General features: G+C 61.9%; 17 protein-coding genes. 15 read left to right on the top strand and 2 right to left on the bottom strand.

All coding sequences use genetic code 11. The features are described from left to right. Positions 1–6: 6 nt before the first annotated feature. The 6 genes from WC509_00905 to proS all read left to right on the top strand — a co-directional run bounded on the left by WC509_00905 (position 7) and on the right by proS (position 7,170). Positions 7–1,119, top strand: coding sequence for an ATP-binding cassette domain-containing protein (locus WC509_00905; protein MFA5006017.1), 1,113 nt, complete (start codon positions 7–9; stop codon positions 1,117–1,119). 76 nt (positions 1,120–1,195) lie between these two features. Then, positions 1,196–1,969 (top strand): hypothetical protein, encoded by a 774-nt coding sequence (locus WC509_00900; protein MFA5006016.1) that lies wholly within the window; start codon positions 1,196–1,198, stop codon positions 1,967–1,969. Between the two features lie 172 nt (positions 1,970–2,141). Next, entirely contained in the window at positions 2,142–3,152 is a 1,011-nt protein-coding gene (locus WC509_00895) for a hypothetical protein (protein ID MFA5006015.1), read from the top strand. A 1-nt stretch (position 3,153) separates the two neighbouring features. Further along, positions 3,154–4,140, top strand: coding sequence for a UDP-glucose 4-epimerase GalE (gene galE, locus WC509_00890; GenBank protein MFA5006014.1), 987 nt, complete (start codon positions 3,154–3,156; stop codon positions 4,138–4,140). Next, entirely contained in the window at positions 4,137–5,642 is a 1,506-nt protein-coding gene (locus WC509_00885; GenBank protein ID MFA5006013.1) for a UDP-glucose--hexose-1-phosphate uridylyltransferase, read from the top strand. The genes galE and WC509_00885 overlap by 4 nt, the downstream gene beginning before the upstream one ends. Positions 5,643–5,727: 85 nt before the next feature. Continuing rightward, positions 5,728–7,170 carry a proline--tRNA ligase gene (gene proS, locus WC509_00880; protein MFA5006012.1) on the top strand — a complete coding sequence of 481 codons (1,443 nt, stop codon included), beginning with the start codon at positions 5,728–5,730 and terminating at the stop codon, positions 7,168–7,170. A gap of 51 nt (positions 7,171–7,221) precedes the next feature. On the opposite strand, the gene WC509_00875 is transcribed toward proS, so the two are convergent. Together WC509_00875 and WC509_00870 are read right to left on the bottom strand one after the other, a co-directional pair. After that, on the bottom strand, positions 7,222–7,755 hold the full coding sequence (locus WC509_00875; GenBank protein MFA5006011.1) for a FumA C-terminus/TtdB family hydratase beta subunit: 534 nt from the start codon (positions 7,753–7,755) through the stop codon (positions 7,222–7,224). An 11-nt stretch (positions 7,756–7,766) separates the two neighbouring features. Then, positions 7,767–8,606, bottom strand: coding sequence for a fumarate hydratase (locus WC509_00870; protein MFA5006010.1), 840 nt, complete (start codon positions 8,604–8,606; stop codon positions 7,767–7,769). Positions 8,607–8,760: 154 nt separating this feature from the next. Between WC509_00870 and WC509_00865 the strand changes: the two genes are divergently transcribed. The 9 genes from WC509_00865 to WC509_00825 all read left to right on the top strand — a co-directional run bounded on the left by WC509_00865 (position 8,761) and on the right by WC509_00825 (position 19,154). Continuing rightward, positions 8,761–9,609 (top strand): DegV family protein, encoded by an 849-nt coding sequence (locus WC509_00865; protein MFA5006009.1) that lies wholly within the window; start codon positions 8,761–8,763, stop codon positions 9,607–9,609. A 132-nt stretch (positions 9,610–9,741) separates the two neighbouring features. Beyond that, positions 9,742–10,173, top strand: coding sequence for a MarR family winged helix-turn-helix transcriptional regulator (locus tag WC509_00860; GenBank protein ID MFA5006008.1), 432 nt, complete (start codon positions 9,742–9,744; stop codon positions 10,171–10,173). After that, positions 10,170–11,945 (top strand): ABC transporter ATP-binding protein, encoded by a 1,776-nt coding sequence (locus WC509_00855; protein MFA5006007.1) that lies wholly within the window; start codon positions 10,170–10,172, stop codon positions 11,943–11,945. The genes WC509_00860 and WC509_00855 overlap by 4 nt, the downstream gene beginning before the upstream one ends. After that, positions 11,942–13,876, top strand: a complete 1,935-nt coding sequence (locus WC509_00850) for an ABC transporter ATP-binding protein (GenBank protein MFA5006006.1) — start codon at positions 11,942–11,944, stop codon at positions 13,874–13,876. The genes WC509_00855 and WC509_00850 overlap by 4 nt, the downstream gene beginning before the upstream one ends. A 99-nt stretch (positions 13,877–13,975) precedes the next feature. Beyond that, the gene (locus tag WC509_00845; GenBank protein ID MFA5006005.1) at positions 13,976–14,923 is read left to right on the top strand and encodes a type I phosphomannose isomerase catalytic subunit; all 948 of its coding nucleotides are present in this window, start codon (positions 13,976–13,978) and stop codon (positions 14,921–14,923) included. Continuing rightward, positions 14,920–16,227, top strand: a complete 1,308-nt coding sequence (gene rimO, locus WC509_00840) for a 30S ribosomal protein S12 methylthiotransferase RimO (GenBank protein MFA5006004.1) — start codon at positions 14,920–14,922, stop codon at positions 16,225–16,227. The genes WC509_00845 and rimO overlap by 4 nt, the downstream gene beginning before the upstream one ends. A 9-nt stretch (positions 16,228–16,236) precedes the next feature. Further along, on the top strand, positions 16,237–17,181 hold the full coding sequence (locus tag WC509_00835) for a DUF368 domain-containing protein (GenBank protein ID MFA5006003.1): 945 nt from the start codon (positions 16,237–16,239) through the stop codon (positions 17,179–17,181). Then, positions 17,159–17,962 carry a radical SAM protein gene (locus tag WC509_00830; GenBank protein ID MFA5006002.1) on the top strand — a complete coding sequence of 268 codons (804 nt, stop codon included), beginning with the start codon at positions 17,159–17,161 and terminating at the stop codon, positions 17,960–17,962. Before WC509_00835 ends, WC509_00830 begins: the two co-directional genes overlap by 23 nt. Before the next feature lie 4 nt (positions 17,963–17,966). Then, positions 17,967–19,154 carry an amidohydrolase gene (locus WC509_00825; protein ID MFA5006001.1) on the top strand — a complete coding sequence of 396 codons (1,188 nt, stop codon included), beginning with the start codon at positions 17,967–17,969 and terminating at the stop codon, positions 19,152–19,154.

Here is a 19,154-nt window from a genome sequence, read left to right as displayed (position 1 = left end):
CACGACATGGACAAACTACTCGAAGTCAAGCACCTGAAGCAACACTTCAAGGCTGGTCGGGGAAACCGCAGGATCCTCGTCAAGGCCGTCGACGACGTCAGCTTCACCATCTTCAAGGGCGAGGTCTTCGGACTCGTCGGTGAATCCGGATGCGGCAAGACGACCACCGGACGCACCATCATCAAGCTCTACGACGCGACCGACGGTGAGGTTTATTTCAACGGTCAGCGCATCGGCGGCGGATTCCAGTCGCTGAACGAGGAGCTCAAGGTCGCGAAGCGACAGGCCGTCGAAGCGATCAAGGCGGAAAAGGCCAAGGATCCCGTGGATTCCGCCAAGATCGCCGAGATCAAGGCCGACCTCGCCGCGAAAACGGTCGATGTCAAGGCGCGGGCGGCTTCGCTCCGCAAGGACAACGCCTTCCGTGGTCAGACCCTGCAGACGATGAAGAAGATTCAGATGATCTTCCAGGATCCGATCTCGTCACTCAATCCGCGCATGACCGTCCGTGAAATCATCGCCGAAGGCCTCATCATCGGCGGCGAGCACGACAGGGCGCAGATCGATGAAAAGGTCTTCGAAATCCTGAAGGTCGTCGGGCTTCTTCCCGAACACGCCTTCCGCTATCCCCACGAATTCTCGGGCGGGCAGCGGCAGCGCATCGGCATCGCCCGCGCCCTCATCGTACAGCCTGAACTCCTGATCGCCGATGAGCCGATCAGCGCGCTCGACGTCTCGATCCGCGCCCAGGTCCTGAACCTGCTCAAGCGTCTTCAGAAGCAGTATAACCTGACGATCATGTTCATCGCCCACGACCTTTCCGTCGTGAAGTATTTCAGCGACCGCATCGCGGTCATGTATTACGGCAAGATGGTCGAGCTCGCTTCCTCGGACCAGCTGTTCGCACATCCGTTCCACCAGTACACGAAGTCCCTGCTTTCGGCGATCCCGCTCCCCGACCCCCATTACGAGAAGCAACGTCAGCGTTTCACCTACAATCCGACGTCGCATGGCTACGGGCCGGACAACATGCCCTCGTTCGTCGAAGTCGAACCCGGACATTTCGTTCTGGCATCCGCGGCGGAAGTCGAGCAGTTCAAGGCCGAGCTCGCCGCATAATCGAATCGAAATACATCGGGGCGACGGCGACGTCGCCCCGAATTCATCCTTGAATCGAAAGAAAGGGGCGACCTCCATGGATCCGCTCAGACACCGACACAAAGTCCTCTTCACCGTGTTCATCGCGATCAATCTCCTGTTGCTCGGATCAGCGGTCGCGGTCTTCTTCTTCGATTGGGAGATGATGACGCAGATGACCGCGTTCTTCCTTGCGCTCTTCGTCCTAGCAGCCATCGACCTGTGGTTCCAACCCAGACTCCAGAGCTATGCGTACCAAAACAGCGTGGGACGTCTGCGCCGGGGGTCGACGGTGGAACCGCCGTCGGCCGATGATCTTTCCTCCCCCCTTTGGGTCGCCCATCTGAAGTCGCTCGGGTTCGCAGTCGCCGTCGACGTCGGCGCGTTCGCGATCCTGCATCGGGTCTCGAAGAATCCGAATCGCACCATCGTTCCCAGCAAGGTCCACGACGTCATCGTCTATGTCCGGCGGCTCGAAACATCGTATCACGACCCGGCGATCCAAGCCGAAGTGAACCGCCTCGAGTCGTCCATGGCCGCCCGCAAGATCCGCGTCCGCGATTCGGCGATCGTCGTCGTGAAGAGCGGTGCGGGGATCGACGGCGCGATCGATGCCGCACTCGGCCAGGTCGTCTTCGAAAAGCAATCGGAACACGGCATCGTGGTGATGCCTTCCTATTACGACCGGAATTCGCACCGCATCCATTATCTCCATGCGTCCGATTACGCGCCGACGGCGTTGTACGGCTACGCCATCGACATGTTCAAGGCGACGTACGAGACGTTCCGTCTCCCTGCGGACGACAAGGCGTCCAAAGCCGACGGAAAGTGAGATCCGTTCCACCGCCTGCCTTTCACGATGAAAGTCATGTTTCCGCAACCGGAGATCCGGATTCCATGCGGAGGACATGGCTTTTTTTCGATCGGGCGCGAAACGACGCCGAAGCGATTCGCCGAAACCGGCGTTTTATGATATCATAGAAATGATGATCAGGAGGGATAGCATGAACATATCGATCCGCACCATGGACGACGACATCCGCGAGATCGACGTCGTATCCGCGCAAGGCCAGCGCGTCAGCCTGCTTTCGGTGGGTGCCGCACTGACGTCGTGGAGGACCGATTCCGGAATCGACATCGTCGCGGCCTATCAGAACGTCACCGATTATCGGAAGGGCGGAATGTATCTGGGTACGACCGTCGGACCGATCGCCGGACGCGTCGAGAACGGCGTCTTCGCCATCGGCGGGAAGACCTACCGTTCGCCGGAGAATCCGCCCCACTTCCTGCACGGCGGGATCGATTCGATCGCCTTCCGGAACTTCGCAGATGAAATCGAGAAAAACGGACCGGAAGAAGCCGTCGTCCGTTTCACGCATCGCTTCCGGCATCACCTGATTCCGGGCACGATCGATGTCTCGATCCGCTACGTCATCCGTCACGGCATGATCCGGATCGTCTACGACGCGACTTCCGACGAACCGACGGTCTCCAACTTCACGAACCATTCCTACTTCAACCTGGACGGCGACTTCGCCCGCGACCTCTCGAACCACGAACTCTTGATCAAGGCCGACCGCGTCGTGCTCGTGGATGATGACATCCTCGGCAGGACGATCGCGCCGGTCAAGGGCACCCCGTTCGACTTCACGACCAAAAAGGCGATCATGCCGTCGGTCCTGGAGATCAAGGGAACCGGACACGCCTCCCGCGGGATCGACCACTATTACCTCTTCGAACCGGGCGCAAAGGCGCCGCAGGTCGAGCTCACGTCGCTAAAGACGGGACTCACGCTTTCCGTCTCGACGACGACGCCGGGCGTGACCGTGTACACCGGCAACTACCCGAAGGAAAATCCGCTCCGTTCCGGCGGAACGCTCGCCCAGCACGGATCGATCTGCTTCGAGACCCAGTTCCAGTCCAACGCGATGAACGATCCGCGGTTCGTGCCGGCGCTGGTCTCTCCCGAACGTCCCTGGCATCAGGAGACGACGTTCTCGCTCGGAGGCATGTGACATGCGGCTCCTCGTGCTCGGCGGCGCCGGCTATATCGGCAGCCACTTCGTCAAGGAGTCGATCCGACGCGGCCATTCCGTCGTCGTCGTCGACAATCTCCAGACCGGCCACGCGGATGCGATCGATCCGCTCGCGACGTTCCGCCGCGGCGACATCCGCAACCGCGCCTTTTTAGCCGAAGTCTTCTCCGCCGGCGCGTTCGACGCGGTCGTCCATTTCGCGGCGAACTCGCTCGTCGGCGTCTCGATGCAGGAACCCGTCGCCTATTTCGACAACAACGTCCACGGCACGATCGCCGTCCTCGAGGCGATGAAGACCTACGGCGTGAAGATGATCGTCTTCTCCTCGTCCGCGGCGGTCTACGGCGCGCACCGGGTCATGCCGATCACGGAGGAATACGCGACCGTCCCCACCAATCCCTACGGCGAGACGAAGCTGATGATGGAGAAGATGATGAAGTGGTCGGATGCCGCCTACGGGATCCGGTACGCATCGCTCCGGTACTTCAACGTCGCCGGCGCGGACGCCGGCCACGCGATCGGCGAAGACCATCGCCCCGAAACCCACCTGATCCCGAACGTGCTTCTGGTTCCACTCGGGAAACGGCCCGGCGTGACGATCTTTGGGAACGACTACGCCACGATGGACGGAACCTGCGTGCGCGACTACATCCACGTCGAAGATCTCGTCGACGCCCATCTCCGGGCGCTCGAACACCTCGCTTCGAACGGTTCTTCCGACATCTTCAATCTCGGTTCAAGCGCCGGGTTCTCCAATCTCGAGATCGTCCAGGCGGCCCGCAAGGTGACGGGACATGCGATTCCGACGACGTTCGGACCACGCCGTCCCGGAGACCCGGACATCCTCGTCGCGTCCAACGCAAAAGCGTTCCGCGTGCTCGGGTGGAAACCGACCCGCGGACTCGATGACATGATCGGTTCGGCCTGGGAATTTCACCGGAGACATCCCGAGGGGTATCGGGAATGAAGCCGCTCGGAACCCTTCTGAACGAACTGGTCCGCTATGCGGCGGACGAACGCATCCTCGATCCCGCCGACCGCGAATACGCGATCAACGCGCTCCTGTTCCTGTACCGGCTCGATTCCTTCGCGGCGGAGAAGATCGCCGGAACGGTCGATTTCTTTGCGACGATGGACGGTCTGATCGCCCACGCGCTCGAGCGCGGGCTGATCGAGGCGGACGTCGAACCCCTCCGTGACAACTTCGAAGCCAAGCTGATGGACTGTTTTTTGCCTCGTCCGGCCGAACTCGACCGCCGGTTCAAGCAGCTGCTTCAGGAAGATGGGGATGCGACGTCCGCGACCGCATGGTTCTATCGTCTCTCGAAGGCGACCAACTACATCAAGACCGCCCGCATCGCGAAGAACATCAACTACGTCTACGAAGGACAATACGGACCACTCGACATCACGATCAACCTCTCGAAACCGGAGAAGGATCCGAAACTGATCGCCCTCGCGAAACTGAAGTCGACGGAAGGATATCCGAAGTGCGCCCTCTGCATGGAAAACGTCGGCTTCTACGGCACGCTCGAGAAGGCACCGCGCGCGAACCATCGCGTGATCTCGCTCACGCTGAACGGCGAGACCGACGGTTGGGGATTGCAGTACTCCCCCTACGCCTACTTCAACGAGCACTGCATCGTCCTGAAGAAGGAGCACGTGCCGATGAAGGTCGACCGCACGACGTTTTTCGAACTCGTCGACTTCGTCGACCGCTTCCCCCACTACCTGATCGGCTCCAACGCCGGCCTGCCGATCGTCGGCGGGTCGATCCTCACGCATTATCATTTTCAAGGCGGAAACTACGTCTTTCCGATCGAAAGCGCGCGCACGATCGCGACCTTTGCCGGCGAGGGCGTCAAGGCCGAGGTGCTCGACTGGCCGATGTCGGTCGTCCGGATTGAAGGGACGAATCCGGAAAAGGTGGTCGACGCCGTCGACCGTCTCTACGAAGCCTGGAAACATTACGAACATCCCGCGCTCGGGATCCTGCGCGAAACCGAAGGCGTTCCCCATAATACGGTGACGCCGATCCTCCGCCGGACCGGACCGAATCGAGAGGTCTACGTGTTCTATGTCGTTCTCCGCAACAACCGGGCCACCGCGGACCGTCCCTACGGGTTGTTCCATCCGCGCGAGGAGTATTTCCACATCAAGAAGGAGAACATCGGCCTGATCGAAGTGATGGGTCTCGCCGTCCTGCCCGGTCGGCTCAAGGCCGAACTCGACCAGATCCGCAAGTGTCTGCTGGAGGGAATCGATCCGTCGACGATCCCCGATCTCGAGAAGCATCTGCCGTGGATCGGTACGCTCGCGCTGCCGAAACGGGAGCCCGAAGCCGCGGACGGCTACCTGAAAGCCGAGGTCGGACGCGTCTTCGAACGCGTCCTCGAGGATTGCGGCGTCTTCAAGACGGAAAGCCGGGACTCCTTCCTCGACTTCGTCGAACGCGTCTTTCCCCGCTGATCGAAACGAAAATCCCCGCCGTTTCCGGTGGAAACGGCGGGGCATCCATGATATAATGGGTACTTGAAAAACCGAGGTGCTGAACATGGAACAGAACAAGGAAAAACTCGTCAAATCGATCACCAGCCGCGACGTCGATTTCGCCCAGTGGTATACGGACGTCTGCCGCAAGGCGGAACTGATGGACTACACCGACGCCAAGGGTTTCATCATCTATCGTCCCTACGGCTATGCCATCTGGGAGAACATCCAGAAGCATCTGGACGCGCAGTTCAAGGCCACCGGCCACGAGAACGTGTACATGCCGCTTTTGATTCCGGAGTCGCTTTTCATGAAGGAAGCCGACCATGTCGCCGGTTTCGCTCCCGAAACCGCGATCGTCACGATCGGCGGAAAGGAACAGCTCGCCGAGCGCCTGATCATCCGCCCGACGTCGGAAGTCCTGTTCTGCGACCATTACGCGAAGGTCGTCTCCTCCTACCGCGATTTGCCGAAGAAGTACAACCAGTGGTGCTCCGTCGTGCGTTGGGAGAAGACGACCCGTCCCTTCCTGCGCGGATCCGAATTCCTCTGGCAGGAAGGTCATACGATCCATGCTACGGAGACCGAAGCCCGCGCCGAAGTCCTCGGCATGCTCGACATTTATCGCGACCTCGGCCGCGACCTGCTCGCGATTCCGTTCGTGACCGGACGGAAGACGGACAAGGAGAAGTTCGCGGGCGCCGAAGAGACCTATTCGATCGAAGCGCTGATGCATGACGGGAAAGCCCTGCAGAGCGGTACGACGCATTATTTCGGCACCGGTTTCGCGAAGCACTTCGATATCAAGTTCCAGGACAGGGACGGCATCGTCAAGAACGTCTTCCAGACTTCCTGGGGCGTCTCCACGCGTCTTATCGGCGCTGTCATCATGGTGCACGGCGACGATTCGGGACTCGTTCTGCCTCCCTATGTCGCTCCCGTTCAGGCGGTCGTGATCCCGATCATGGGACAGAAGCCGGAAGTCGCCGATGCCGCGGTCGGGATCCGCTCCGCGCTCGAAGCGGCGGGCGTCCGCGTCAAGGTCGACGATTCCGACAAGTCGCCGGGATGGAAGTTCAGCGAGTACGAGATGAAGGGCGTTCCCCTGCGCATCGAAGTCGGACCGCGCGATGTCGCCGCCGGCGAATGCGTGATCGCAAAGCGCATCGACGGCGTGAAGATCCGCGTGCAGCTCGACCAGGTCGCCGAGACCGTGCTTTCGCTCATGCGGACGATCCACGACGAAATGCTCGCCCGGGCGGCGGAGAACGTCGCCGCCAACACGCGCGTGGCCGTCACCTATGAAGAGTTCAAGCGGCTGATCCAGAACGAGCCGGGTTACGTCAAGACGATGTGGTGCGGCGATGTCGCCTGCGAGAACAAGATCAAGGAAGACACGTCCGCCACGTCCCGCTGCCTTCCCTTCGACCAGACGCCGGTCGGCGACGTCTGTCCCGTCTGCGGGAAGAAGGCGGACAAGGTCGTCCTCTTCGCCAAGGCCTACTGATCATAAAAAGAAATCTCCGTTCAGGCGTGTCGCGCCCGAACGGAGATTTTCTTATTCGTCGGCGTCCCCGAAGACGTTCCCGCCATGAACGTCGTAGGCCACGATGGCGGGGAAGTCATCGACCTCGAGACGGTAGACCGCTTCGGCGCCGAGGTCGGGATAGCCGACGACCTCGGCGGATTTGACGCGCTTGGACAAAAGCGCCCCGATGCCGCCGGTGATGACGAGGTAGACGGAAGCGTTCTTCACGAGGGCGTCGCGGAAGGCCTTTCCACGCGGTCCCTTTCCGAGCATGGCGCGCAGTCCGCAGGGCATCAGCTCGATCGAGTAGGGGTCCATCCGATAGCTTGAAGTCGGCCCGCAGGCCCCGATCGGCGCTCCCGGTTTGGCGGGCGTGGGGCCGGTATAGTAGATCATCGCGCCGTCGAACGGAAACGGCGGCTGCTCGTCCTTCAGGACGGCTTCCACCATGCGCTTGTGGGCGGCGTCCCGTCCGGTATAGAGAACCCCGGAGAGGAGGACGCGTTCCCCCGCGTGCAGCGTCGTCAGAATCGATTCGTTGACCGGAAGCTGGATCGTACGCATGGCGTCTCCTCCTAGAGAACGATTTCCTTGTGGCGGGCGGCGTGGCACTGGATATTCACGGCCACCGGCAGCGAGGCGATGTGACAGGGGTAGGAATTGACCTTGACGGCAAGGCACGTCGTGTCGCCCGACAGTCCCATCGGACCGACGTTTGTGGCGTTCACGGCGTTCAGGATCGCGCATTCGAGTTCGCGGTCGCGGGAATCCGCCGCCTCGTCATCCAGTTCGCGAAGGAGCGATTCCTTGGCGATCAGAGCCGCCTTCTCGAAGGTTCCGCCGATGCCCACGCCGAGGATGATCGGGGGGCAGGGACGACCGCCGGCGGCGACGACGGTGTCGACGGCGAACCGGACGATTCCGTCGAAGCCGTCCGCCGGCGTCAGCATCGCGATCCGGCTCATGTTCTCGCTGCCGGCGCCCTTCGGGGCGAAACGGATTCTAAGCGAAGACCCCATCGTCGGCCGGATGTGGACGACGGCGGGGGTGTTGTCCCTGGTGTTCACGCGGTCGAGCGGATGACGGACGATCGACTTGCGCAGGTACGCGTCTCGATAGGCCTTCGCGACGGCTTCATCGAGTGCCGCCTGCAGATCGAAATCGAGCCGCACTTCGTTTCCGAGATCGACGAAGAAGACCGCGACACCGGTATCCTGACAGATGGGAATGCGCTCGTTTCTGGCGATTTCCTGATTCTCCAGGATCTCTTCTAGGATCCCTCGGGCGCGTTCGTTCGACTCGCGCCGGAATGCGTCGCGAAGACAGGCGACGGCCTTTCCGTCGAGATCGATGTTCGCTTCCGTGACGATGCGGACGACTTCGGCGACCAGACGGTCGCGGGAGATCACGTTCATGGAAATCACCTCGTGCCTATTATATCATCTCGGCGGCGGAATGGAAAGGATACCCGCGACCCGGATGCATGGTGCATTTTCGTAAAATGACTTGCGTTTCTTTACTTTGGGCGTCGTTTTCTATATAATAGTGCACATGGGGGAACGGATAGACATGGCCAAATTCAAACTGATCACCGACAGCACCTGCGACCTCACCGATGGCTTGATCCGAAAGCATGACATCGACGTGGTCCCGCTCTACGTCAACTTCGGCGAGGATTCCTACCGCGACGGCGTCGACCTCACCGTCCCGCGAATGTACGCCCAGGTCAAGGAACGCGGCGCCCTGCCGAAGACCGCCGCGGCGTCGCCAGCCGATTTCATCGCGGTCTTCGAGAAATACCTCAAGCTCGACCTCGACATCCTTTTCATCGGCATCGGCTCCAAGTTTTCAGCGACCTTCCAGAGCGCGACGCTCGCTAAGGCCGAGCTCGGTTCCGATCGGATCCGGCTGATCGACGGCGCCAACCTGTCGAGCGGCACAGGCCTGCTCGTACTCAAGGCGGCCTCGTTCCGCGAACAGGGAGATCCCGTCGACGTCGTCGTCGAGAAGATCAACGCGATCATCCCGAACGTACGGACGCAGTTCGTCATCAACACGATGGAATACCTCTACAAGGGCGGACGATGCAGCGCCCTGGCCGCACTGATGGGCACGATCCTCAAGATCAAGCCGATCATCAAGGTCAAGGACGGTGCAATGCATGTCGGGAAGAAACCGCACGGACGCATCCAGGCGGGAATCGACGTGCTGATCGACGAGGTGCTCGAACTGAAGGATCGCCTCGATCCCGAATTTCTGATGATCACCCATTCCTTGGCGCACGACTCCGCCGAATACATCAAGTTGCGCCTCAAGGATCTCCTGCCCGTCGAGAACATGCACGAGACCGATGCCGGCTGCGTCATTTCCTCGCATTGCGGCGAAGGATGCATCGGCATCCTCTACATCCTGAAATGAATGAACGCCCGCCGACAGGCGGGTTTTTTCTTGACCGGGGTCCGCATGGGTCGTTTCCGTGAAATCGTCCGGATGATTGTTGACAACGCAACCAACAACGATTATACTGGAATGCGAAAGGTGGCGAAGACCATGTTGAACGAATACGAACACCTCCTCAACAAGTACCGCAACCGCTTCTTCGACGAGCGGCTCGCCGAACGCTGCCTGGCGGGGCCGACCGGATTCTATCTGATGAAGATCGCATCGCTGTCGCCGGTGCGGATGAACACCGTCGTCGATGAGACGCCGTTCCATAAATCGCACGCGACGCGAAACGTAGTTCGACTCGTCGAGGCGGGCATGATCCTGAAGACGGTCGATCCCGAAGACCAGCGGGGATACATCCTCGAAGCGACGTCGGCCGGCGTCGAAGCGGCGGCCTATGTGGCGAGCGTACTGGCCGATTGGGACGGGCTCGTCTCCTCGGCGCTCGACGAGAAGGAAAGGGCGAGTCTCTCGGACATCACCCGCAAGATGTATCTGCGCGTCAAGCACTATTTCGAAGAGGAGAAACCCCGATGAGAAAACTGTTCCGCTTTCTGAAACCTTATTGGTTCGCCATCCTCATGATGGTCGTGCTCGTGACCGCGCAGTCGGTCGGTTCGCTGATGCTGCCAAACTATACGAGCCGACTCATCGGCGAGGGCGTGACGGCGAATCCCGACGGACCCGGCGTCGTCGTGAACTACGCCATCATCCTCGAATACGGCGCCTGGATGCTCGGTATCACCCTGGTCTCGGCCGCCGCGACGATCGGCACCTCGTATTTCTCGAGCACCGTCTCCACCCGGTTCGGCCGCGACATCCGCCGCGCGATCTACAAGAAGGTGAACGGATTCTCGCTTGCCGAGTCCGACAAGTTCGGCACCTCGACGCTCATCACCCGCTCGACCAACGATGTCCAGCAGGTCCAGACGCATACGATCATGAGTTTCCGGATGATCCTCACGATTCCGGTCATGATGATCGGCGGCATCATTCTCACGATTCAAAGCAGCCCGACCCTGTCGCAGGTTCTCATCGCCGGCATCCCCGCACTCGTCATCCTCGTCACCGTGACGTTTCTTCTGGTGTTCCCGTATTTCAAGAGCATGCAGAAGAAGATCGACAAGCTGACGCTCGTCGGCCGCGAATCGATGAGCGGCATCCGCGTCATCCGCGCTTTCGGACGCGGGACTAAGGAAGTTGCGCGCTTCCGCGATGCGAACGACGACCTGAACGACACGTCGATGAAGGCGGGGCGGATCATGTCCTTCCTGAACCCGTCGATCAACCTCCTGTTCAGCCTCGTCATGTTCGGCGTCGTGCTGCTCGCGTATGGCATGGTGACCGCCGCCGGCGTGACTCCGACCACCGACTTCACGGCGCTCGGAAGCCTGTTCGCCGTGATCAACTACGTCACGATGATCATGTTCAGCATCATCATGCTGACGATCACCTTCATCAACTACCCGCGCGCCGAGGTTTCGGGAAAGCGAATCTCCGAGATTCTCGACACCGTCGTCACCGTCGTCGACACCGACAGCCGTGCGTACGACGACCATGCGTTCAAAGGTGAAATCGCCTTCGATCATGTCTCCTTCAAGTACGCCGATGCCGAGAAGAACGTGCTCGACGATATCTCCTTCACGGTCCGGCCGGGCGAGACGGTCGCGATCATCGGCTCCACCGGATCGGGCAAGTCGACGGTGATCAACCTGATCCCGCGCCTGTTCGACGCGACGACGGGAAAAGTGACGATCGACGGCGTCGACGTCCGCGAAATCCGCTTCGCGAAACTGCGCAGCTTGATCGGATTCGTTCCCCAGACCGCGACGCTCTTCACCGGTACGATCGCCGAGAACATCGCCTACGGAAAGCCGGACGCCACGGAGGAGGAAATCCGTCGCGCCGCGGAGATCGCACAGGCGTCGGAGTTCATCGAAACCTACGAAAACAAGTACGAGCACATCGTCGATCAGGGCGGCGTCAACTATTCCGGCGGCCAGAAACAGCGCATCTCGATTGCCCGCGCCATCGTTCGCAGACCGCCCGTCTTCATCTTCGACGACAGTTTTTCGGCGCTCGACTTCAAGACCGACGCGAAGCTTCGCGCCGAGCTGAAGCCGATCACCCGCGATGCCGCCGTCCTGATCGTCGCACAACGGATCGGCACGATCATGGATGCCACCCGCATCATCGTCCTTCAGGACGGACGCATCGTCGGATCGGGAAGCCACCGCGACCTGATGCGCGACTGCACCGTCTATCGCGAGATCGCGCTGTCGCAGCTATCCGAGGAGGAACTCAAGTGAAGAAGCCACCCTTGAAGGATCAAGAACGGAACATCACCTCCTCGTCCGGTCCGACCCCCGACGTATCCGGAGGCAAGAGCTACGCCCGGTCGCGACACGGTCATGGCGATGAAGGCGGCGCCCGGATGGGACCCGGCATGATCGGCAGACCCGGAGAGAAACCCCGCGATTTCAAGAAGACCACGGTCCGCCTGCTTCGCTTCCTCCATCCGCATCTCGCGAAGATCGTCGCGATGGTGCTCCTCTCGATCACCGTCACGATCATCGGCGTCATCGCCCCGCTCTACATGAAGAACGTGATCAACTACATCCAGTCGGTGATCTCGGGGGATGCCACCTCGATCACCGACGTCACCGTACGCGGATGGATGGTCATGCTGCTCGTGCTTTACGGAATCCGCTTCCTGCTCGACCTGATCGCCGCCCAACTCGGCAACTACGTCTCCAACATCGTCGGGAAGACGATGCGCGAACGGATGCGCGACAAGATGGAACGGCTTCCGATCCGCTATTTCGACGGCCAGCAGACCGGCAACATCCTCTCGATTTTCTCGAACGACGTCGACACCGTCTCCTCGTCGCTGCAGCAGAGCCTGATCTTCATCATCACCAGCATGTTCACGATCGTCGGCGTGCTCGTGATGATGTTCGTGATCTCCTGGCAGCTCACGATCGTCTCGCTCGTCGCGCTGCCGCTTTACATCATCGCCACCTCGTCGATCGCGAAGAAGTCGCAGAAACGCTTCATCGCGCAGGCGAAGGACCTCGGCAATCTGAACGGCTACATCGAAGAGATGTTCGCCTCGCAGAAGGTCGTGAAACTCTATGGAAAGGAACAGGATTCCTTCCGGGAGTTCGAGGAGATCAACGACCAGCTGGCGAACGACGCCCAGGGGGCGCAGTTCGTCTCCGGGTTGATCCGTCCGGTGATGGACTTCATCTCGAACCTCGCCTATGTCGCGATCATCGTCGCCGGCGGTCTGATCGCCGGCGTCACGAACACGCTTCTGATCGGCGACCTGACGATCTTCATCAACTATCAGAAGAACTTCGTGAATCCGATCCTGAACATCGCCAGCCTGATGAACACGCTCCAGTCGACGATCGCCGGCGCCGAACGCGTCTTCGGCTTCCTCGACGCCCCCGAGGAGGATCCCGACCTCGACGAAGCGGCGCTCGACGCCGACAAGCTTGCGGGCGAGGTCGTGTTCGAACACGTCGACTTCTCCTATGCCGCCGACAAGGAATTGATCCGCGATCTGAACCTCCACGTCGAACCCGGAAAGCAGATCGCCATCGTCGGACCGACCGGCGCCGGCAAGACGACGATCGTCAACCTGATGATGCGCTTCTACGACATCGGCGCCGGCCGCATCACGATCGACGGCACGGATTACCGCGACGTGCCGCGGGCGAAGCTGCGCCGCCTGTTCGGCATGGTGCTCCAGGATACGTGGCTGTTCTCCGGCACGATCCGCGAGAACATCGCCTACGCGAAGGACGGCGCCACCGATGAGGAGATCGAGGATGCCGCCCGCCAGGCGCACGTCGACCACTTCATCGAGACGCTCCCCCACGGCTACGACACCGTCCTGTCCGAAGACGCCTCGAACATCTCCCAGGGCCAGAAGCAGTTGCTTACGATCGCCCGTGCGATCCTCGCCGATCCGAAGATCCTGATCCTCGACGAGGCGACTTCCTCGGTCGACACCCGCACCGAAGCGTACATTCAGAACGCGATGAAGTTCATGATGCAAAACCGCACGAGCTTCGTCATCGCCCACCGCCTGTCGACGATCAAGAACGCCTCCACCATCCTCGTGATGGAGAACGGCCGAATCGTCGAGCAGGGGACCCACCGCGAACTGCTCGAGAAGCGCGGATTCTATTTCGACCTGTACAACAGCCAGTTCGTCAATCCGATGGCGTGAGAAGAGGATGCAAATCCTCTTTTTGCTTTGGTTCGGACCTGATCGATAGTATAATAGAAACGATACGACATCTTCATGATGTCGAACGAGGTGGACGCCGTGGCGAAAGACGATACGCTGTATTTTCAACCGATATTCAAGGAACGCATCTGGGGCGGGCGGAAACTGTCCGCGATCTATCCCGATACGGTACCGGACGGTCCGATCGGCGAAGCCTGGATCATCTCCGCCGTTCCCGGATCGGAATCCGTGGTCGCCGAGGGACCCCATGCCGGCCGCACTCTCGCCGAACTCTATCGGACCGACCGGACGCTGTTTCCGCGCGCCGGCGCGGCCTTTCCGCTGCTCACCAAGATCCTCGACGCACGCGACCGTCTGAGCGTCCAGGTCCATCCCGACGACGAATATGCCCGACGCCACGAGAACCAGTCCGGAAAGACCGAATGCTGGTACGTGCTCGAGGCTGACCCGGGGGCGACGCTCGTCCTCGGGCATGATGCGACGACCCGGGAGGAACTCCGCGACGCGGTTCTGTCCGGCACGCTCGAAAGCCTGCTTCGGACCGTCCCCGTCCGTCGCGGCGACTTTGTCCACATTCCCGCCGGAACGCTGCATGCGATCGGCGGCGGGATCGTGCTGCTCGAGAACCAGCAGAGCAGCGACGTGACCTATCGCGTCTACGACTACGGCCGGCTGGACGCCTCCGGCAGGCCGCGGGCGCTCCACGTCGAATCCTCGCTGGCGGTCGTCGCTGTCCCGGCGGAACCCGTCCCCGTCGTGAACTTCGCGGATACGTTCGACATCGTCACGATGGTCGAAGCCGACGCCTTCACCGTCCGCAAGCTCGCCGTCCGCGGCAGCTTCCACTTCGTCAACCGCCGTCGCCGCTGGTACGCGGCGACCGTCGTCGCCGGAACGGCGTCCTTCAACGGACGGCCGATCCGGTTCGGCGACGCCTTCGTGATCCCGTCTTCGGTCGGTCTCATCGACGTCGTCGGCGAATGCGAGATCGTGGTCGCGTTTCTCCCCGCGGAGGACGACGTATGAAGGTCGGCGTCGTCTCGCTCGGATGCGCCAAGAACCTCGTCGACTCCGAGATGATCATGGGAATCCTCGCGGACGCCGGCGTCGCGATCGTCCCCGACCCGGCGGAAAGCGACGCGATCATCGTCAACACCTGCGGCTTCATCGAATCGGCGAAGCAGGAAGCGGTCGAGACGATCGAGGAGATGCGTTCCTATGGAAAGAAGCTGATCGTGTGCGGCTGTTATGCGGAACGCTACGCGGACCGCATCCGCAGGGACATGCCCTACGTCGACCGGATCGTCACGGTGAAGGACTATCCGCAGTTCGGGAAGATCCTGTCCGACGTGTTCGTGCGCGACAGGCTCAACTTCGGCGCTCCCGACTACATGCGCCGGATCCTCGCCACCTCCCCCGCCACGCCGTACCTGAAACTCTCCGACGGCTGCGACAACCGCTGCACGTACTGCGCGATCCCGCTGATCCGCGGCGGGTTCCGGAGCCGTCCGTTCGAAGACGTCGTCCGCGAGGCGGAGAAGCTCGCCGCCGACGGGGCGAAGGAACTCAACCTGATCAGCCAGGACACGACCCGCTACGGAACCGACCTCACGCCCGACCGCCGGCCGCTCCTGTCCGACCTGCTCGTCCGGCTCTCTCGTCTCGACGGCGTCCGGATCGTCCGCGTCCTCTACCTCTATCCCGACGAGATCGACGACGACCTGCTTCGGACGATGGCGTCCGAACCGAAGGTCGCGCGTTACTTCGACGTCCCCGTGCAGCACGCGAGCGACGCCGTCCTGAAGCGGATGAACCGCCGCGGCGGCGGGGAGATGCTCTACGGGCTGTTCGAGAAGATCCGGCGGATGATGCCGGACGCGACCCTGCGGACGACGCTGATCGTCGGCTTTCCCGGCGAGACCGATGCCGATTTCGCCGAACTGCTCCGCTTCGTCGAGACCGTCGGATTCGACCGTCTCGGCGTCTTCGCCTATTCGCGCGAAGAGGATACGCCCGCCTTCGACATGCCCTTTCAGGTTCCGGAGGACGTCAAGCAGGCGCGTCTCGACGCCGTCATGAAGGCGCAGAAGAAGATTGTTCGCCAGAAGAACAAAGCACAGGCGGGAACCCTCCACGAGACGATCGTGGAGGCGTATGACCCCCATTCGCGCTTCTATTACGGGCGGAGTCGCGCGTTCGCGCCCGACGACGTCGACGGTTCGATCGTGTTCCAGTCGCCGCGGCCGCTCGCGCTCGGCGATGTCGCCACGGTCCGGATCAAGACCAGCATCGGCTACGACCTCATCGGCGACGCCGAGTCCGCTTCCTAGGAGGATCCCATGTTTCTCACCCTGCTCGTCAAAGGCTTCATCATCGGCTTCTCGTTCACCATCCCCGGATGCAGCGGCGGCACCTTCGCCGTCTATCTCGGCGTCTTCGACAAGATGGTCCACGCCCTCGGCAACCTGTTCAGGGATTTCCGCAGGAACTTCGCCTACCTGCTTCCGCTCGGCATCGGGCTCGTCCTCGGGATCGTCCTCTTCGCGAAGCTGATGGCGCTCGCGCTGCGGTTCGATTCCTTCGTGACGATCATGTTCTTCATCGGGATGACCCTCGGGGGCGTGCCGAGCCTGTTCCGAAACAACGTTTCCGGGAAGACCGTGACGACGTCCGGCAGGGTCTCCTTCGTCGCGTCGATCCTCTTCATCGTCGCGATGGCGGCCTTCCAGGTCGCCTCCGGGCAGTCGTCCGTGGATTACTTTGACCTGTCGTCCTTCCCGACCTATCCGCTGCTCTTCGGCCTCGGGTTCATCTCGGCGATGACGATGATCACGCCCGGCATCTCCGGCTCGGCGCTTCTCCTCATCCTCGGATACTACACGGCGATCGTCTCGAATGTCGCCGGCAACCTCACGGACCCGGCCGCACTCGGGTACAACGTCTCGGTGATGGTTCCGTTCGCCGTCGGCGCGCTCGTCGGCGTGGTCCTGATGTCGCGGCTGCTCGAATCGCTCCTGAAACGGTTCCCGGTCCAGAGTTACCTTGCGATCGTCGGTTTCGTGATCGCTTCGGCGGCCTTCCTGCTGCTCTGGATCCGCGACCCGGGCACCGGGGAGGCGTTCCTCGACCAGACCCCCGTCTACACGCATCCGTTCGCCTATCTCGCCGCCCGTCCCTGGGACGCCGCCTTCGGCGCCCTGACGCTCGCGGGCGGCCTCTTCGCGTCGCTCCAGATCGTCCGTCTCGGAGCGAAATCGGCCGATGCCCGACATCCGGCGGATTGAGGCGAAGCGCTTCCTGACGCCGACGCGGATCGGCGGCTACGACCTCACGTGCAATCCCTACGTGGGATGCGGACACGCGTGCATCTACTGTTACGCACGCACGCTCGGCGACCAGCCGGCGCGCCCCGAACCGTGGGGCAGCCTCGTCGAGGTCAAGCGCTACGCGAACTTCGACATCCCGAAGAACACGGGATCCAAGTCGCTCTTCCTCTCTTCCGCGACCGACTGTTACCAGCCGGTCGAACGCGAGGAGCGGCTGACGCGGTCGATCCTCGAAGCGATCGAGGAGAGCGCCCTCCGCGTCACGATCCTGACGAAGTCGGCGCTCGTCGAACGCGACCTCGACGTCCTCGCACGGATGCGTTCGGTCGACGTCGGGTTCTCGCTGTCGATGCCGGACGACGTCGCCGCGGGCATCGAACCCGGCGCGAGCCGGCCGTCCGAACGGATCCGTGCGCTGCGCGCGCTCCACGAGGCGGGAATCCCGACCTATGTCGCCGTCGCGCCGATCCTGCCGGAATTGTCCGATCCGCTTTGGGCGATCGACGCCGCGGGGCCCTTCGTCGACTCGATGATGTTCGACACCCTGAACCTGAAGAATCCCGAAAACAGGCTGGCGGTGTTCCGCCACGTGCTTCGCGTCCGCCCCGACTTGATCCCGCTCTATCGGTCGATCTTCGAAGCCGGGGAACCGGGCTGGTACAACGACATGCGACAGAAGATCGTCGACCGCGCGAGGGAGCGCGGCGTGACGATCCGATATCTGTACGACAGGAGATGACGAAATGCCGTCCTACAACGACTTTCTGCCCTATGAACAGGACCTGATCCGCATCCGAAGGCACATCCACGCGCATCCGGAGTGCGGCTTCGGCGTCCGCGCGACGCACGATTTCGTCGCCGCCGAGCTGCGGGCGGCGGGCATCGCCGTCGCCCCACACGTCGGGAAGAACTCGCTTCTCGGCATTCTCGAGAACGGGTCCGGTCCCGTCGTCGGTCTGCGCGCCGACATGGACGCGCTGCCGATGCTCGAGGAGAACGCCGGACTCGAGTACCGTTCGACCGTCGACGGCCGGATGCACGCGTGCGGTCACGACGCGCACACGGCGATGCTTTTGACGGCCGCGAAGTTTCTGAACGACCATCGCGGACTCTGGAAGGGCACCGTCAGGCTGATCTTCCAGGAGGCGGAGGAGGGACCCTCCCCCGGCGGTGCCGACGGCATCGTCGCCTCGGGTCTTCTGGACGACGTCGAGTGTTTCTACGCCCTCCACGTCAGCCCCGCCTACCCGTCGGGGACGATCGCGATCAAGACCGGCGAGGCGATGGCCGCCGCCGACACGATCCGGATCACCCTCCACGGTCGCGGCGCGCACGCCGCCTACCCGCATCTCTCGGTCGATCCGATCCTGATGCAGGCCGAGGTCGTGACGGCGCTCCAGGCGCTCGTCTCGCGTACGCTCGACCCGACCGAGAGCGCCGTCGTCACGATCGCGCAGGTGCATGCCGGCACGACCCACAACATCATCCCCGCCTCAGCCTTCCTCGAAGGCACCGTCCGGACCTTCAACGAGACCGTCCGCGAGAGGATGAAGCAAGGGATCGAGGACGTCCTGCGAGGCGTGACGGCGATGCGCGGCGGCAGCTACGACTACCATTACGAATACGGTTACGATCCGACGGTCAACGCCGCCGAACCGGCCGCGCGGATGCGCGCGGTCACCGGCTGCCTGCTCGGCGAAGACCGTTTCGTCGACATTCCGAAGGCGTCGATGGGCGCCGAGGACTTTTCGAAGTACATCGCCCATCGGACCGGCTGCATCGCCTGGCTCGGCACCCGCGCCGGCGAAGACACCGGCTACGGCCTGCACCATCCCCGCTTCAACGTCGACGAAGGCGCGCTCCTCTCCGGAGCCGCGGTCCTCGCCGGCGTCGTGATCCACGGTTCCCATCATCCGAAGGAGGAAGAATGA

This window comes from Candidatus Izemoplasmatales bacterium (genome assembly GCA_041649275.1).
In the GTDB taxonomy this organism is placed as follows: Bacteria; Bacillota_I; Bacilli_A; order Izemoplasmatales; family Hujiaoplasmataceae; genus UBA12489.
The sequence above is the reverse complement of the archived record's forward strand: the minus strand, read 5'-3'. Positions and strand labels throughout refer to the sequence as shown.

Excerpts from the sequence above, each read along its gene's own strand:
- WC509_00905 (MFA5006017.1), top strand. The coding sequence starts at position 7 with ATGGACAAACTACTCGAAGTCAAGCACCTGAAGCAACACTTCAAGGCT.
- WC509_00900 (MFA5006016.1), top strand. The coding sequence starts at position 1,196 with ATGGATCCGCTCAGACACCGACACAAAGTCCTCTTCACCGTGTTCATC.
- WC509_00895 (MFA5006015.1), top strand. The coding sequence starts at position 2,142 with ATGAACATATCGATCCGCACCATGGACGACGACATCCGCGAGATCGAC.
- galE (MFA5006014.1), top strand. The coding sequence starts at position 3,154 with ATGCGGCTCCTCGTGCTCGGCGGCGCCGGCTATATCGGCAGCCACTTC.
- WC509_00885 (MFA5006013.1), top strand. The coding sequence starts at position 4,137 with ATGAAGCCGCTCGGAACCCTTCTGAACGAACTGGTCCGCTATGCGGCG.
- proS (MFA5006012.1), top strand. The coding sequence starts at position 5,728 with ATGGAACAGAACAAGGAAAAACTCGTCAAATCGATCACCAGCCGCGAC.
- WC509_00875 (MFA5006011.1), bottom strand. The coding sequence starts at position 7,755 with ATGCGTACGATCCAGCTTCCGGTCAACGAATCGATTCTGACGACGCTG.
- WC509_00870 (MFA5006010.1), bottom strand. The coding sequence starts at position 8,606 with ATGAACGTGATCTCCCGCGACCGTCTGGTCGCCGAAGTCGTCCGCATC.
- WC509_00865 (MFA5006009.1), top strand. The coding sequence starts at position 8,761 with ATGGCCAAATTCAAACTGATCACCGACAGCACCTGCGACCTCACCGAT.
- WC509_00860 (MFA5006008.1), top strand. The coding sequence starts at position 9,742 with ATGTTGAACGAATACGAACACCTCCTCAACAAGTACCGCAACCGCTTC.
- WC509_00855 (MFA5006007.1), top strand. The coding sequence starts at position 10,170 with ATGAGAAAACTGTTCCGCTTTCTGAAACCTTATTGGTTCGCCATCCTC.
- rimO (MFA5006004.1), top strand. The coding sequence starts at position 14,920 with ATGAAGGTCGGCGTCGTCTCGCTCGGATGCGCCAAGAACCTCGTCGAC.
- WC509_00835 (MFA5006003.1), top strand. The coding sequence starts at position 16,237 with ATGTTTCTCACCCTGCTCGTCAAAGGCTTCATCATCGGCTTCTCGTTC.
- WC509_00830 (MFA5006002.1), top strand. The coding sequence starts at position 17,159 with ATGCCCGACATCCGGCGGATTGAGGCGAAGCGCTTCCTGACGCCGACG.
- WC509_00825 (MFA5006001.1), top strand. The coding sequence starts at position 17,967 with ATGCCGTCCTACAACGACTTTCTGCCCTATGAACAGGACCTGATCCGC.